This window comes from Serratia sp. CY82433 (assembly GCF_052166535.1).
Taxonomy (GTDB): Bacteria; Pseudomonadota; Gammaproteobacteria; order Enterobacterales; family Enterobacteriaceae; genus Serratia; species Serratia sarumanii.
The window spans coordinates 39,266-53,191 of sequence record NZ_JBJNOR010000009.1; the positions used below are offsets into that span (position 1 = coordinate 39,266).

Annotated in this window: 13 protein-coding genes, 1 tRNA gene and 1 pseudogene; 7 read left to right on the forward strand and 8 right to left on the reverse strand. The window is 59.8% G+C overall.

Going from position 1 to position 13,926, the window contains the following annotated elements:
* Window positions 1–219: 219 nt before the first annotated feature.
* The 7 genes from gpt (at window position 220) to ACJ8PI_RS24130 (ending at window position 6,598) form a co-directional block, all read left to right on the forward strand.
* The gene (gene gpt, locus ACJ8PI_RS24100; protein WP_033637215.1) at window positions 220–678 is read left to right on the forward strand and encodes a xanthine phosphoribosyltransferase; all 459 of its coding nucleotides are present in this window, start codon (window positions 220–222) and stop codon (window positions 676–678) included.
* Between the two features lie 141 nt (window positions 679–819).
* On the forward strand, window positions 820–2,067 hold the full coding sequence (gene frsA, locus ACJ8PI_RS24105) for an esterase FrsA (RefSeq protein ID WP_041033496.1): 1,248 nt from the start codon (window positions 820–822) through the stop codon (window positions 2,065–2,067).
* Window positions 2,068–2,127: 60 nt separating this feature from the next.
* Window positions 2,128–2,529 carry a sigma factor-binding protein Crl gene (gene crl / locus ACJ8PI_RS24110; RefSeq protein ID WP_004930258.1) on the forward strand — a complete coding sequence of 134 codons (402 nt, stop codon included), beginning with the start codon at window positions 2,128–2,130 and terminating at the stop codon, window positions 2,527–2,529.
* A gap of 116 nt (window positions 2,530–2,645) precedes the next feature.
* A complete protein-coding gene (proB, locus tag ACJ8PI_RS24115) occupies window positions 2,646–3,749 on the forward strand; it encodes a glutamate 5-kinase (RefSeq protein ID WP_033653331.1) in 1,104 nt (367 codons plus the stop codon).
* Between the two features lie 9 nt (window positions 3,750–3,758).
* On the forward strand, window positions 3,759–5,012 hold the full coding sequence (proA, locus tag ACJ8PI_RS24120; RefSeq protein WP_033649937.1) for a glutamate-5-semialdehyde dehydrogenase: 1,254 nt from the start codon (window positions 3,759–3,761) through the stop codon (window positions 5,010–5,012).
* A gap of 180 nt (window positions 5,013–5,192) precedes the next feature.
* A tRNA-Thr gene (locus tag ACJ8PI_RS24125) sits at window positions 5,193–5,268 on the forward strand.
* Between the two features lie 154 nt (window positions 5,269–5,422).
* Window positions 5,423–6,598 (forward strand): tyrosine-type recombinase/integrase, encoded by a 1,176-nt coding sequence (locus tag ACJ8PI_RS24130; protein ID WP_442528244.1) that lies wholly within the window; start codon window positions 5,423–5,425, stop codon window positions 6,596–6,598.
* On the opposite strand, the gene ACJ8PI_RS24135 is transcribed toward ACJ8PI_RS24130, so the two are convergent.
* The 8 genes and pseudogenes from ACJ8PI_RS24135 to ACJ8PI_RS24170 all read right to left on the reverse strand — a co-directional run.
* Entirely contained in the window at window positions 6,595–6,780 is a 186-nt protein-coding gene (locus ACJ8PI_RS24135) for a helix-turn-helix transcriptional regulator (RefSeq protein WP_442528245.1), read from the reverse strand. The genes ACJ8PI_RS24130 and ACJ8PI_RS24135 overlap by 4 nt on opposite strands.
* The gene (locus tag ACJ8PI_RS24140; RefSeq protein ID WP_442528247.1) at window positions 6,777–8,174 is read right to left on the reverse strand and encodes an SNF2-related protein; all 1,398 of its coding nucleotides are present in this window, start codon (window positions 8,172–8,174) and stop codon (window positions 6,777–6,779) included. Before ACJ8PI_RS24140 ends, ACJ8PI_RS24135 begins: the two co-directional genes overlap by 4 nt.
* Before the next feature lie 112 nt (window positions 8,175–8,286).
* The gene (locus tag ACJ8PI_RS24145; RefSeq protein WP_442528249.1) at window positions 8,287–8,556 is read right to left on the reverse strand and encodes a VRR-NUC domain-containing protein; all 270 of its coding nucleotides are present in this window, start codon (window positions 8,554–8,556) and stop codon (window positions 8,287–8,289) included.
* Between the two features lie 5 nt (window positions 8,557–8,561).
* The gene (locus ACJ8PI_RS24150) at window positions 8,562–10,622 is read right to left on the reverse strand and encodes a DNA polymerase (RefSeq protein WP_442528250.1); all 2,061 of its coding nucleotides are present in this window, start codon (window positions 10,620–10,622) and stop codon (window positions 8,562–8,564) included.
* Between the two features lie 89 nt (window positions 10,623–10,711).
* Window positions 10,712–11,257 (reverse strand): DUF2815 family protein, encoded by a 546-nt coding sequence (locus ACJ8PI_RS24155; protein WP_442528251.1) that lies wholly within the window; start codon window positions 11,255–11,257, stop codon window positions 10,712–10,714.
* Between the two features lie 11 nt (window positions 11,258–11,268).
* Window positions 11,269–12,582 (reverse strand): DUF2800 domain-containing protein, encoded by a 1,314-nt coding sequence (locus ACJ8PI_RS24160; protein WP_442528252.1) that lies wholly within the window; start codon window positions 12,580–12,582, stop codon window positions 11,269–11,271.
* 2 nt (window positions 12,583–12,584) lie between these two features.
* Window positions 12,585–13,487 (reverse strand): hypothetical protein, encoded by a 903-nt coding sequence (locus ACJ8PI_RS24165; RefSeq protein ID WP_442528253.1) that lies wholly within the window; start codon window positions 13,485–13,487, stop codon window positions 12,585–12,587.
* A gap of 3 nt (window positions 13,488–13,490) precedes the next feature.
* A pseudogene (locus ACJ8PI_RS24170) lies at window positions 13,491–13,926 on the reverse strand (DUF7666 domain-containing protein); the annotation flags it as partial.

Genomic DNA, 13,926 nt, shown 5'->3' on the forward strand with positions numbered 1-13,926 from the left:
CGCACCGTATTGTGCGGTTTAAGCGCTTGATCACACGGCTTCGCTGCGAGAACGTTCGCTTTTTCAGCATCAATCACCGAAAAGCCGCGCGGCGGAAATCGCGAGGTTTTCCTCGGTACAACTGGAATTCAACGCGGCCAGTCTCTATAATCTCGCGCAACCTTTTTTCCCCTGAACTATAAAGTAAGCCGCTTCACCAGCCGGCTGGGACACGATTCTATGAGCGAAAAATACGTTGTTACCTGGGATATGCTGCAAATGCACGCACGCAAGCTGGCGCACCGCCTGCTGCCTGCCGACAAATGGACGGGCATCATTGCCGTAAGCCGCGGCGGCCTGGTGCCGGCGGCTCTGCTGGCGCGCGAACTGGGCATCCGTCATGTGGATACCGTCTGCATTTCCAGCTACGACCATGACAACCAACGCGAAATGAAAGTGCTCAAGCGCGCCGAAGGCGACGGTGAAGGCTTCATCGTGGTGGATGATTTGGTGGATACCGGCGGCACCGCGAAAGCGATCCGCGATATGTACCCGAAAGCGCATTTCGTCACCATCTTCGCCAAACCGGCGGGCCGTCCGCTGGTGGACGACTACGTGGTCGACATCCCGCAGGACACCTGGATCGAACAGCCGTGGGATATGGGCGTCAGCTTCGTTCCACCGATCGGCGGCCGCTAAGCCCAGCCAGTTCCAAGCAAACGCCCGGTTATGCCGGGCGTTTGCGTTATTTTGGTTTATCCCGCCAGAGTTAGGTACACTACCTCCAGTTAAGTAGGCCTTTTGCGGCCTATCGCCAGATTTACGGAGGCTGTTGTTACCATGGCACAGGCCAACCTTTCTGAAATTCTTTTCAAGCCCAAATTCAAACACCCTGAAACCTCGACGCTGGTGCTGCGCGCGCGCAACAAAGTGAGCGCCGCCATGCATTCCGCATTGGAAGGCGACACCACCGGCAGCTGGTACCGCATGCTGAATCCGCTGCTGTGGGCCTGGCGTGGCGTCAGCCCGATCGAAATCCACGAAGTGCTGGCGCGCATCGCCGCCTCCGACGCCGAACGCAGCAATCCGCAGCGGCTGGATACCGTGGTGGGCTACCGCAACGGCAACTGGATCTACGAGTGGATCCATCAGGGCATGCAGTGGCAGCAGCGGGCGACGGAGCAGCAGGATCCGCTGCTCGGCGGCCAATACTGGCTGAAGGCCGCGAGCCTGTACAGCATCGCCGGTTACCCGCACCTGAAGGGCGACGAGCTGGCCGAACAGGCGGAGATGCTCGCCAACCGCGCGTACGAAGAGGCGGCGCTGCTGCTGCCGTATCAGTTGAAAGAGCTGGAGTTCCGCATCGAGGGCGGCGGTAGCGTCACCGGCTTCCTGCACATGCCGGAGAAGGGCGAAGCGCCGTTCCCGACGGTGCTGATGTGCGGCAGCCTCGATACGCTGCAGACCGACTATCATCGCCTGTTCCGCGACTACCTGGCGCCGCACGGCATCGCCATGCTGACGCTCGACATGCCGTCGATCGGCTCCTCCTGCAAATGGAAGCTGACGCAGGATTCCAGCTACCTGCACCAGCAGGTGCTGATCCAGCTGGCCTCGGTGCCGTGGGTGGATCATCAGCGGGTGAGCGCCTTCGGCTTCCGCTTCGGCGCCAACGTGGCGGTGCGGCTGGCCTACCTGGAGCCGCAGCGGCTGCGCGGCGTAGCCTGCCTGGGGCCGGTGGTGCATCGCCTGCTGTGCGACAGCAGCACCCAACTGAACGTACCGGACATGTATATGGACGTGCTGGCCAGCCGCATGGGCATGGCCAACGCCTCGGACAACGTGCTGAAGGTGGAGCTGAACAGCTACTCGCTGAAAATGCAGGGGCTGCTGGGGCGCCGTTGCCCGACGCCGATGATCTCCGGCTACTGGGAGCGCGATACGCTCAGCCCGAAAGAGGAGTCGCAGCTGATCGTCACCTCCTCGGTGAGCGGCAAGCTGGTCGCCATCCCGCGCACCCCGGTTTACGACAGTTTCCACCGGGCGCTGCTGCAAATGTCCGGCTGGCTGAAGGACAAAATGCGTTAATTAGTTGCTAAATTTTAACAGTTTGTTAAAAAGAGTGGTCTACATTGAGGAGGTTAGAGAATGACGTTACCGAGTGGTCACCCTAAAAGCCGACTAATGAAACGTTTTGCCAGCTTGGGGCCGTACCTGCGTGAAGGGCAATGTGAAAACGACCGTTTTTTCTTTGATTGTTTGGCCGTCTGCGTCAATGTAAAGCCCGCTCCGGAGAAGCGCGAGTTCTGGGGCTGGTGGATGGAGCTGCAGGCGGAAGAGGCGCGCTTCACCTATTCGTACCAATTCGGCCTGTTCGACAAAGAAGGCGACTGGACGGCGCAAAACATTAAGGATGATGAAGTGAACGCCAAGCTGGAAGACACCCTGCGTGACTTCCATCGCCGCCTGGGCGAGCTGCTGGCGACCATGGAACTGGGGCTGGAACCCGCCGACGATTTCAAAGAAAAACTGATCAAACTCTCCGCCTGACCCCGTTTGACCACGTATTGTGCTGATTTCGCGTTGTGCCTGTTGGCATAACGCGTCTCTCCTGTTACAAAGACCTTTGCACTCTTCTTCTCATCATTACACACGGCAGAAATACTATGAACGGCAGCCAGACATTGGTTGTGAAATTGGGCACCAGCGTGTTGACCGGCGGATCGCTGCGTCTGAACCGCGCCCACATCGTCGAGTTGGTGCGCCAGTGCGCGCAGCAACACGCCGCGGGCCACCGCATCGTCATCGTCACCTCCGGCGCCATCGCCGCCGGGCGCGAACACCTGGGCTACCCCGAGCTGCCCGCCACTATCGCTTCCAAGCAGCTGCTGGCGGCGGTGGGGCAGAGCCGCCTGATCCAGCTGTGGGAACAGCTGTTTTCCATTTACGGCATCCACGTCGGGCAGATGCTGCTGACGCGCGCCGATCTGGAAGACCGCGAGCGCTTCCTCAACGCGCGCGACACCATGACGGCGCTGCTGGACAACCGCATCGTGCCGGTAATCAATGAGAACGACGCCGTCGCCACCGCCGAAATCAAGGTGGGCGACAACGATAACCTGTCGGCGCTGGCGGCCATTCTGGCCGGGGCCGACAAACTGCTGCTGCTGACCGATCAGCAGGGCCTCTACACCGCCGATCCGCGCAACAACCCGCAGGCCGAACTGATCCGTGAAGTGCACGGCATCGATGACGCGCTGCGCGCCATCGCCGGCGACAGCGTCTCCGGCCTGGGCACAGGCGGCATGGGCACCAAGCTGCAGGCGGCCGACGTGGCCTGCCGCGCCGGCATCGACGTGGTGATCGCCGCGGGCAGCAAACTGGGCGTGGTGGCGGACGTGATCGAAGGCAAACCGGTGGGCACCCGTTTCCACGCGCTGGAAACCCCGCTGGAAAACCGCAAACGCTGGATCTTCGGCGCGCCGCCGGCCGGCGAGATCACCGTCGACGACGGCGCGGTGGAAGCGATGATGGCACGCGGCAGTTCGCTGCTGCCGAAGGGCATTCGCGACGTGAAGGGCGACTTCTCGCGCGGCGAAGTGATCCGCATCCGCAACCTGGCGGGGCGTGATCTGGCGCACGGCGTCAGCCGCTACAACAGCGACGCGATGCGCATGATCGCCGGGCACCACTCGCAGGAAATCAGCGAAATCCTCGGTTATGAATACGGTCCGGTGGCAGTGCACCGCGACGATATGATTGTCAGTTAAGGAGTGAGCATGCTGGAGCAGATGGGGAAGGCCGCCAAGCAGGCCTCCTGGCAGCTGGCGGTGCTGAGCACGGCGAAGAAGAATCAGGTGCTGTCGGTGATGGCCGACAGGCTGGAGGCCAACAGCGAAGCGATCCTGTTGGCGAACGAACAAGACATGGCGCAGGCGCGCGCCACCGGCATGAGCGAAGCGCTGCTCGATCGCCTGCTGCTGACCCCGGCGCGGCTGGCGGCGATCGCCAACGACGTGCGCCAGGTGTGCCGCCTGAACGATCCGGTCGGCCACGTGCTGGACGGCAACCTGCTGGACAGCGGGCTGAAGCTGGAGCGCCGCCGGGTGCCGCTCGGCGTGATCGGCGTGATTTACGAGGCGCGGCCGAACGTCACCATCGACGTCGCCAGCCTGTGCCTGAAAACCGGCAACGCGGTGATCCTGCGCGGCGGTAAAGAGACGCATAACACCAACCAGGCGACGGTGAAAGTGATCCAGCAGGCGCTGGAACAGTGCGGCCTGCCGGCGGCGGCGGTACAGGCGATCGACAGCCCGGATCGCGCGCTGGTGAACGAGCTGCTGCGCCTGGATCGCTATGTCGACATGCTGATCCCGCGCGGCGGCGCCGGCCTGCACAAGCTGTGCCGCGAGCAATCGACCATCCCGGTTATCACCGGCGGCATCGGCGTGTGCCACACCTACGTGGATGCCGACGTCGATTTCGACAAGGCGCTGACGGTCATTGAAAACGCCAAGATCCAGCGCCCGAGCGCCTGTAACTCGCTAGAAACGCTGCTGGTGAACCGCAGCATCGCCGCCGAGTTCCTGCCGGCGCTGAGCGCCAAAATGGCGGCGGCGGGCGTGACGCTGCACGCGGCGGAAAACGCGCTGCCGCTGCTGCAGGGCAGCCCGGCGACGGTGGTGCCGGTGAACGCGGAGGATTACGACGACGAATGGCTGTCGCTGGATCTGAACGTGTTGCTGGTGGACGATATCGATCAAGCCATCGACCACATCCGCACCCACGGCACCAATCACTCCGACGCGATCCTCACCCGCTCGCTGAGCAGCGCCGAGCACTTCGTGCGCGCGGTGGACTCCTCGGCGGTGTACGTCAACGCCAGCACCCGCTTCACCGACGGCGGCCAGTTCGGCCTGGGCGCGGAAGTGGCGGTAAGCACCCAGAAACTGCACGCCCGCGGCCCGATGGGCCTGGACGCGCTGACCACCTACAAGTGGATTGGCTACGGCGACGATCTGGTGCGCAGCTAAGGCCGGATTGCGGTCATAAAGACGTCAGGGCGTAGCGTGCTGCGCCCTGAGTGTTTTTGGGGGCACGGCAGTATCACTGCTTGCAAAACAACCAAACGCCCCGGCGGCTATTGACTCATTTCGCGCGCAGGTCTACCTTGTTCAACGCACTTCCGGCTTGCCCCGCAGGCCCGGCGCGATGCCGATATAGCTCAGTTGGTAGAGCAGCGCATTCGTAATGCGAAGGTCGTAGGTTCGACTCCTATTATCGGCACCACTAACCCCTCCATATAGTTCCGTATGTCTCCAAAAATCGCTGATTTTACTGAGTGTTAATGTTTTTATTGTCCGTGGTTGTCCGTCTATTTCCGTTGCAATCCGCGCCTTAAATGGGTAAAAATCCGGGTATCCAGATTTGATGACGGGTATCTATGAAGCTCAACGCGCGACAGATCGAAACCGCCAAGCCAGGCGAGAAGGACTACAAGCTTACTGACGGCAACGGGCTATTTTTGCTCGTAAAAAGTAATGGCGCAAAGTACTGGCGTTTCCGCTACACCTTTGCAGGCAAAGAAAAGATGCTGGCGATCGGGGTCTACCCGGCGGTGTCCTTGGCCTCGGCCAGGTTGAAGCGTGACGAAGCCAGGCAGAATGTAGCCGCCGGTATTGACCCGGTGAAGGCGAAGAACTACGGCGCGGCTACTGCGGCCGCTCAGGCGATCACGTTTCGCGAGATCGCAGCTGAATGGCACGAGTTTAGAGCCCCTCGCTGGTCGGCAGGCTACGCAAGTGACATTTTGGAGGCCTTCAAAAAGGACATATTTCCTGCCGTGGGTGATGTGGCCGTCATCGACATTGAGCCGATCACCATGCTGAAGGCGCTGAGGAAAATCGAAGCGCGCGGCGCCACCGAGAAAGCAGCTAAAACCCGGCGGTGGTGCGGCGAGGTTTTCCGGTACGCTGTAGCAACGGGCCGCTGCAAATATAACCCGGTAGGAGAGCTCAACAGTGCTATGGCCGGCCACGAGGGGGAATCTTTCCCATTTCTTTCTGCGGAGCAGCTCCCCGACTTTCTTGATGCTGTTGATGATTACTCCGGCAGCCCGCTGCCAAAATTAGGCGTAAAAATTATGATGCTGGCCGGTTTGCGCACGCACGAATTGCGCCACTCGCAGTGGGCGTGGGTGGATTTCGATAAGGCCTTGTGGGAAATACCCGCTGAATTTATGAAGATGGGTCGGCCGCATTTAGTGCCGCTTTCCAGACAGATAGTCGAATTGCTTAAAGAGTTAAATGCGTTGACGGGGAGATTTAAAAACATGTTCCCAGGCAGGAACGATCCGTCAAAAGTTATGAGCGAAAACACGATAAACCAAATGATTCACGCGCTCGGCTATAAAGATAAGGTAGTAGGGCACGGTTTCCGCCACACGTTTAGCACAATACTGAATGATGAAGGTTTCAACTCGGATTGGGTCGAAATCCAGATCGCGCACGTGGATAAAAATAAAACGCGGGGTACGTATAACCATGCCCTCTATTTGGAGGGGCGTAAAGAAATGATGCAGTGGTACGCGGATTACATAGATGGGCTGCGGTTGATTTAATCAAACTGCTTTTTCCATACCTCCACGTCGCCGCGAACCCAGCGCGAAGAGGCACCCAATTTTTTCGGATGGGGGAATTCCCCGTCTTTTATTTTTTGATAAATATACGACTTTTTAAAACCTGTGGCGCGTTCCACTTCTTTAATGCTGATCAGGTCAGTGTCTAAAGTAATTGGCGTCATGTTAGCCCCCTCTTTTTCATGGCTTCCAGCAGGATGTCCTGCACTTCACGTTTAGAATTGCGCCGTTCCATCACCATTTCGTCGGTGGTATCGACGGCGATGATGTGGTGTATCCATACCGGTCGGCGGTGGCCGGCTTGCGCCTGGCGCGTCGGCCCGATGCGCTCGATAATTTGCTGGTACTGCTCCAGATCCCACCAGTGCGAGAAGAACACCAGAATGTTGCCGCCATCCTGCAGGTTCAGGCCGTGGCCGGCGCTGGCCGGATGCGCGAATAGCACCGGTATCTTGCCGGCGTTCCAGTCGCGGATTGTCTGCGGGTCTGCGTCGAGCTGGCGGCCCTTGGGAAACGCCTTCAGCAGTCTCGCTAGGTCACTCTTGAAGTGATATGCAACCAGTACCGGCATACCACCTGACTCGGATAAAATACTGTCCAGTGCCTGTAACTTGGCGTCGTGCACTTCGGCCCATGTCCCCGCATCATCGGTGTAAATGGCACCGCTGGCGATCTGCAGGCACTTCACTGTTTTGGCCGCGGCGTTCAACGCCTCGACGCCGGCGCCATTCAACTCGAGGAACATCTCCTTTTCCATCGCCAGATACTGGCTGCGAGCTTTTGGTGGCAACGGAACGCGGATCACGTTGTGAATGGGCGCGTCGATATCGAACCAGTCTGCGGCGTCCAGCGAGATCGTTACGTCGTGCAGCGCCGCCTGCATCTGTTCCTGTGCGCAGGGGCGGGCCTCGAGCTTAGACCACTGCTGCCCCGGAAACTGGATGCTGTTGAACCAGCGGGACGTAAAGGCGCTGTATGTCCGGCCTAGGCGTTCGCCCTGGTCAACAAACCATGCCTGCCCCCACAGGTCGATCAGGCCGTTCGGCGCAGGGGTGCCGGTGAGGTTTACCCAGCGGTGCACGTGCTTGTGCGCCACCTTGGCCAGCGCCGCGGCGCGCTTACCACCTTGTCGCAGGCGGAAGGACTTCAGCCGGGTGCTTTCGTCAGCGATCACAGTGCCGAACGGCCAGCGGCCGCCGAGCTGCTCAACCAGCCACACCAGGTTGTCGTAGTTGGTGGTGAACACGCTTGCGTTGCTGTTGAACAGCGCCGCAGCGCGCTCTTTGGCGGTTCCGACGATCGGCTGTATTTCGATATTGCGTAAGTGCCCCCATTTTTCGACCTCGTCCGGCCAGGTGCTGGCGGCCACGCGTAGCGGCGCCAGGACTAAAGCTGGTTGCGTTTCGCTGCCGGCCATAAAGAGATCTTCCAGCCCAGTCAGCGTCGCTACGGTTTTCCCCATGCCCATGCCTGCCCAAACGTTAGAGCGGGGGGTATCGAGCAGATGGTTGATTATGAGGTCCTGGTAAGGGCGGGATGTGAAGGGGCGATATATCATCTTGCCCACTCCGCAATCGCAATTAGCACCAGGCCGAACACGCCGAGCCAAAAGCTGGTACACCCGGCGAGTATCGCCCGCCAAATTGCGCGGCGGGTCCAGGTCAACAGATTCATAAAATGCCCTCCAGATTCTTGCTATCCAGCACCACTACGTCGAAGCCCAGCGCATGGAGCCGGGCGTGTTGGCGCAGTTGTTCAGGGCGAGGTTTCTCGCCCGGTGCTTTACATTCGACGAAGATAATGCGCCCGCCGGGCAGTAGCACCAAGCGGTCAGGAACACCGCGTAGCCCAGGGGACACGAACTTGTAAGCGATACCGCCGGCGGCTTTTACCTGTGCCACCAGGTGCCGCTCGATGGTACTTTCTCGGGTATAGGCCATCGTGGTTAATCGTCCTTCCTGTAGCGATAGGCCTCAAAGCCTGCGGCGTTTAGCGGCAGGTCCGGCGCCCATTCGGGGTTAGTAGCGAGTAAAGCGGATAATGCTTCGGCGTTGTATTCAGGGGTATCGGGCGCTTCGGTAATATCTTCATCGTGTACGGTCAGCACGATGTCGTAACCGGCTGCCTCAATATGGGGCATGCTGTCGGCCAGTACGTCCCGCGACCCGGCCTGTGTTCCGTTCTCGACAAGTTTCCCGCCGTAAGTGCCGAGACGCTGCCATTTGCGGCTGTACTGATTAACGCCCATGTATGTGATCTTGCCGTCTCTGATTGCCGGGGATGGGTAGCAGACCGCCCGCCCGGAAGGGAGAACGATGCGCAGCCAGGCACCATCGCGGCGAACCTTGAGCCGCCGGCAGACGAACGTATTTTTTGGAGAACCAATAGCGCGTCGCACCGTCGCCTCCAGCTCAGCCCAAAATGACACAGTGGCGGGATGCGCTTTGCGCCACAACCGTTTGAGAGAATCGCAGGTGATGAACACACGCTCGCTCAGGCCGTAGGTGCGTTTCGTCTCGACGGACTTGCGCCACCAACTGCGCGCTTCGCGCTGAATATCGAGCGGGATATTCGGCAGCGCAGCATCGGCCAGATCTTCCAGGTCGAGGCCGTAGACCAATGCGAAGGTGACGAACGCTGCCACGCCGCCGCCGTAGCCGAGGCCCAGCTCCATCACCTTACCGATCTGGCGCTGGTGCTTAGTGACGTCGTCGGGGGAGATATTGAACGCTCGCGCGTAGGCCAGCTTGTAAAGGTCGGCGCCGGTACCAGCATCGAAATCCCTGAACGCCTGCAGCTTCCATTCCTCGCCAGCCAGCCAGGCCAAGAAGCGGCCTTCGATGTTCGACAAGTCGCTGACTACCAGCTTTTTACCCGGAGGGGCCTGGATACAGCCACGTATCGCGGAACTGGTTAACGGCATCACGTCGTACAGCAGATCAGCACACCCCGCTTTAATCGCCTCAATACCGGTGGCGATTTCGTCCTGCTTAAGCGACGGGCGAGGGAGGTTTTGCGGTTGGAACAGGCGGCCCGCCCAGCGGCCAGTACGTGACGCACCGCAGAACTGCAGCGTGCCGCGCAGCCGGCCGTCACTGCTGACGCCCTTCATCAGCGCTTTGTACTTGCTGGTGCTGGTTGTGCACGCCTGCAGGCGGATGGCCAGCAGTTCTTTAACCTCTGAGGGTAAATCCGGGTCCGCGATACGCCGTTCCAGTGTGCTTTTCTGCATGTCCGGTAGCTCTACGCCGTAGGACTCCACGATGTGCTTTATCAGGGCGTCGCGCTGCGTGGCGGCTTGCACTTCTCCATCGGTCATTACCTGGGTGCGTTTTGCCAACCGCTTTTGCTCGATTTCTACGGCGGTGATCGCCGCCTCGGCCAGCTCAACATCCACACATACCCCGCGGTCGTTAATACGCTGGTCGCGATGCCACAGCGCGAGCTCTGCACCCTGGTAATTCCATTTTGGCAGGCGCTTATGCACTTCGCGCATCGCCTCGATATCGTTCCCCGCGTAGGCCACGAACCGGCGCCATTCTTCCGGGTGCGTTTTGCGGGTAGCACGCCGCAGTTTGTTGTTCTTTGGGCGCGGTTTGCAGAACAACTGGATCAGCGCTTTGCCTTCCTTGTCCTTCGCCTTGTCCTGAGGGATATCCAACACTTCACAGAGTGCGCCCAGCGCGCCGGGGAGCCCATGCGCCAGCGCCTGCACCATCGTGTCGCGCCAGCGCTCAACGGGCGGCAGGATATTCGGGAGAGCGTGTCGCATAACGGTGCGGTCGAAGTGGGAGTTTTGCGCCCATACCTCGTAATCCGGATCGGCCAGCGCGGCGAGAAATCGTTCGGGGAGGGCGTCGCCGGCGGTGAGGTCTACAACCTGCACCGGCTCGTCGTCTATTGCCCAGGCGATCAGCATAACCTCGGCGCATTCCGCGTACACGTGGGTACCGTTGCGTATCGGCACCTCACAAAATGTTTCCTTATCAAGCCAGAGTTTTCGCATAAAGAATGCCTCGTTGTAGTGCTTTGGGCAGCGGGTGGTCGCCCGCTCTCCAAAACACCCGGCGCGCGGCCGGGTGGGGGAGTGAAGGGTTAAATCAATTCGGCGTCTGCGCCGTCGGTGATCTGTTCGAAGTCGTCGACGCTTGCCACGCCACCGCCGGCGAAGGCATCGCCATCACGGAAGAACTGGACACCGCCCAGGGAAGCGCTGATGCCTTTGCCCTTGTTCTCATAGGTGTAAATGGTGATGGTGGCGTTGACGTAGCAGCCGGAGTACGGCTTACCGTCGGCGGCGGTCAACGGTGACAGGTCACGGTCGAGCACCAGCGGGCGGGCTTTGTTGCTGGCGCGAATGTACATGTTGCCGTCATAGCCGTCGTAATCGGGTTTCTCTGCGCCGTCGCGGTAGCCGAAGCGCTGCGGGTTACCGCGGATCGACGTGAGGATAGAATCCGCTTTCGCGCCCCATTTATCCTTCGCGACCTTGAGGATTGCCGCCTCGATCTCTTTGTTTACGGGATGGTCTTTCGGGATCAGGAAAGTGGCGCTGAACTTGAAATCACCTTCGCCGTCGAATTGTTTCGCTTCGAACAGGTCGGGGAAGGCCAGACGGACATTCTGCAATTTAACTTTCATTGTGGGTTTCCTTAAATGAGGGATTCTGCATCCGCTTCGGCAGCGTCTACGTTTTCAAAATCGTTTCCGGGGTTGATAATCAGCGCCGGGCGAGGGTCTGTCGCTGGCGCTACCATTGGTTTGCCATCTGCGCGGGTAATAAGCTTTTCCAGCTTTGCCCATTGGCGGGGGTTGGATTTTTTCAGCAGCTTTTCAGCCGGTGCAGGGCCGATCAGTGTGTAGGTGTACCGCTGTTCCTTTTTCAGCCGGAAGGATTCCATCATGGCTTCTGCTTCTTCCTTGCTGCTCCACGCCCGGTTGCCTTGCTTACCGGCGACCAGCTTGTAGCCCGGAACGTCAGTGCCGGCGTTTAGTTCGGCGTGCACTCGGGCACGAACGGCACTGCACCAGCCCTCGATGAAATCGAGCTGACCGTAAACCTCGGCCAGGTGAGCGCTGTCGCAGACCGCGATCCGTTCCTGTGCACCCGATATTTGCGGCGCTATTTCGCGGGTCAGGTCGACAAAGTCGTCGGCGATGGTGTTTAGAGTGAACTGCTCCAGTGCTCGACAGGTCGCTTTGGCTTTGCAGAAACGGCATTGTTTTTCGCCGGGGGAGTACACATCGATCGGCAGGGTTTCGACGCCGTCGCAACTGGCAATCGCTGCTGTTGTTACTGCCGCGGCGGCCAGTTCCTGCGCCCGCTCTCCGAATGCCTGCAGAGTATCAACGCTGAGCGCCCATTCTGAAACGTGGTTGAGCCGCGGTTGGTGGATGAACAAACGCACGCTGTCGAAGTCCTGCAAAATGCTGAACTGATCCAGCGCACCCAGCGCGTAAAGCTGCAATTGCTCGTTTTCTTCGGCGTCGACCTTTACCCCTCGGCCAAACTTCAAATCATGGATCTGCAGCTCGTTACCGGCGAAGATAACGGCGTCGGCGGTACCGAACGAACCGGGAATGCCGACCACATCGGAGAAGTCGACTCGCTGCTCTACCAGCAGCGTGTTGCCCTCCGCCAGAGTCCAAACGGTATCGACGTACGTCTGTACGTTTTCAGCCATTTCCTCCGTCACCTGCGGCCCGGCGTCAGCACTTTCACCGCTGGCCAACGGGTACGTGCCGATGTAGTCAGTCGCGTTCTGGCCGCCTTGCAGCTCAATTCCTACCAGTGTCGGGTCGATGCGGTTGCGCAGGACGATCTCCGCTAGCGCGTGCGCGGCGGTTCCCTCGAGCGCAAAGGGGGAACCGCTATCCTCGATACCCGCTTCAAGCGCCAGGCTGCCCGTACAGCGCATCCATCGATGCGCTGATGATGGAGAGAGTTTTGCGTGTTGGTCTGGCATGATTAACCCTCCAGCGCTTTCTCGGCTGCTGCAATGACGGCCGGGAGTTTGTCCGGTTCGACTTCGCTCAGCTTTTTCGCGCCATGGTCAGTCAGAATTTGCACGGCCTCGCTGCGATAGCCGCCTTTGGCCAACGACAAGATCAGTTGCTCAGCCTTGGCGAACAGCGCTTTCGGATCTTCTGCGGTATCGACAGTTTCTTTTTTGCCTTTGGCCGATTCTTTCGGCTTGGCAGGCTTCACGTCGGCGCGTTTCTCTTTCGGGGTGTCCAGCAGCAGGTCGGCATAGGCGCGGCGCTCGGTGATGCCCGGCAGCGCGTCCCAATGCTCAACCATCTGCAGTGCGAGGTCGAACACGCCGGCGCCGTGCAGTTTGTTCGCTCGGTCAACGCCTTTCAGCGCCATGGTCAGCGCGTCGATCTGCTCGTCGCGTTCCTTGCCTTCGGTGGTTTCCACAAAGTGGGTGGCGTATTCCACCATTTCAGATGTGAGCTCCGCCGCCGGTTTAGCGCCATAGATAACGGCCAGCGCCACAGCGACCGGCAGCGGCTGATCTTCCAGGGAGACCGGCTTGACCTGTGTTTTTTCGGCTTCTAACTTCAACTGCTGGAACTGCGCTTTGCCGATTTCGACATAACCATCGGAGAGCATGCTGTCGCGTGCCGACTCGGTGCCGACCTGATTTAACGCGCCGTCGGCGGTGCGGCGCAGATAGAACGGCCCCGCGCCGTCTTTCTTATCGACAGGCGTTTCGGCTTTGGGCTGGTGCGGGGTGTCAGCTGTGAAGGTTTTGCCGCTGGAGAAGGCGCTTACCAGCTGCGCCAGCAGGGTGTTTTGCTGTTCGGCCAGCTCGTTCTGCCGAGTGAGCAGCTTGTTGTTTAATTCGAGATTTGATTCCAGGCTCATTGATTACTCCTCAATTTCTTCAAACTGGCCGTTTTCGTTCAGGGTGTACCAGGTGTTTGGCTTGATGCCGTTTTCGCCCACCTTGCTGGCGCGGATGTGGATCAGCTCGCCTTCATCGTTGCGATAGCAGAGAACAAGCGCGCTGTTTTCGGATGCGCGGGCTTTTCCTTCGATGCCGAAAGCCGCGGCGACGGAATGAGATCCGCTTACCTCGGCCGCCGAGTAGTCGCCGGTGTTGATGGCCGCCGAGTAGTCGCCGGTGTTGCTGGCCGCCGAGCGGTAGCCGGTGTTGATGGCCGCCGAGTAGTCGCCGGTGTTGCTGGCCGCCGAGCGGTAGCCGGTGTTGATGGCCGCCGAGTAGTCGCCGGTGTTGCTGGCCGCCGAGTAGTCGCCGGTGTTGCTGGCCGCCGAGTAGTCGCCGGTGTTGCTGGCCGCCGAG

Bases quoted from the DNA above. Each gene is read 5' to 3' on its own strand.
- proA (WP_033649937.1), top strand. From the start codon at position 3,759: ATGCTGGAGCAGATGGGGAAGGCCGCCAAGCAGGCCTCCTGGCAGCTG.
- proB (WP_033653331.1), top strand. From the start codon at position 2,646: ATGAACGGCAGCCAGACATTGGTTGTGAAATTGGGCACCAGCGTGTTG.
- ACJ8PI_RS24150 (WP_442528250.1), bottom strand. From the start codon at position 10,622: ATGCGAAAACTCTGGCTTGATAAGGAAACATTTTGTGAGGTGCCGATA.
- crl (WP_004930258.1), top strand. From the start codon at position 2,128: ATGACGTTACCGAGTGGTCACCCTAAAAGCCGACTAATGAAACGTTTT.
- ACJ8PI_RS24165 (WP_442528253.1), bottom strand. From the start codon at position 13,487: ATGAGCCTGGAATCAAATCTCGAATTAAACAACAAGCTGCTCACTCGG.
- gpt (WP_033637215.1), top strand. From the start codon at position 220: ATGAGCGAAAAATACGTTGTTACCTGGGATATGCTGCAAATGCACGCA.
- ACJ8PI_RS24160 (WP_442528252.1), bottom strand. From the start codon at position 12,582: ATGCCAGACCAACACGCAAAACTCTCTCCATCATCAGCGCATCGATGG.
- frsA (WP_041033496.1), top strand. From the start codon at position 820: ATGGCACAGGCCAACCTTTCTGAAATTCTTTTCAAGCCCAAATTCAAA.
- ACJ8PI_RS24140 (WP_442528247.1), bottom strand. From the start codon at position 8,174: ATGATATATCGCCCCTTCACATCCCGCCCTTACCAGGACCTCATAATC.
- ACJ8PI_RS24130 (WP_442528244.1), top strand. From the start codon at position 5,423: ATGAAGCTCAACGCGCGACAGATCGAAACCGCCAAGCCAGGCGAGAAG.
- ACJ8PI_RS24145 (WP_442528249.1), bottom strand. From the start codon at position 8,556: ATGGCCTATACCCGAGAAAGTACCATCGAGCGGCACCTGGTGGCACAG.
- ACJ8PI_RS24135 (WP_442528245.1), bottom strand. From the start codon at position 6,780: ATGACGCCAATTACTTTAGACACTGACCTGATCAGCATTAAAGAAGTG.
- ACJ8PI_RS24155 (WP_442528251.1), bottom strand. From the start codon at position 11,257: ATGAAAGTTAAATTGCAGAATGTCCGTCTGGCCTTCCCCGACCTGTTC.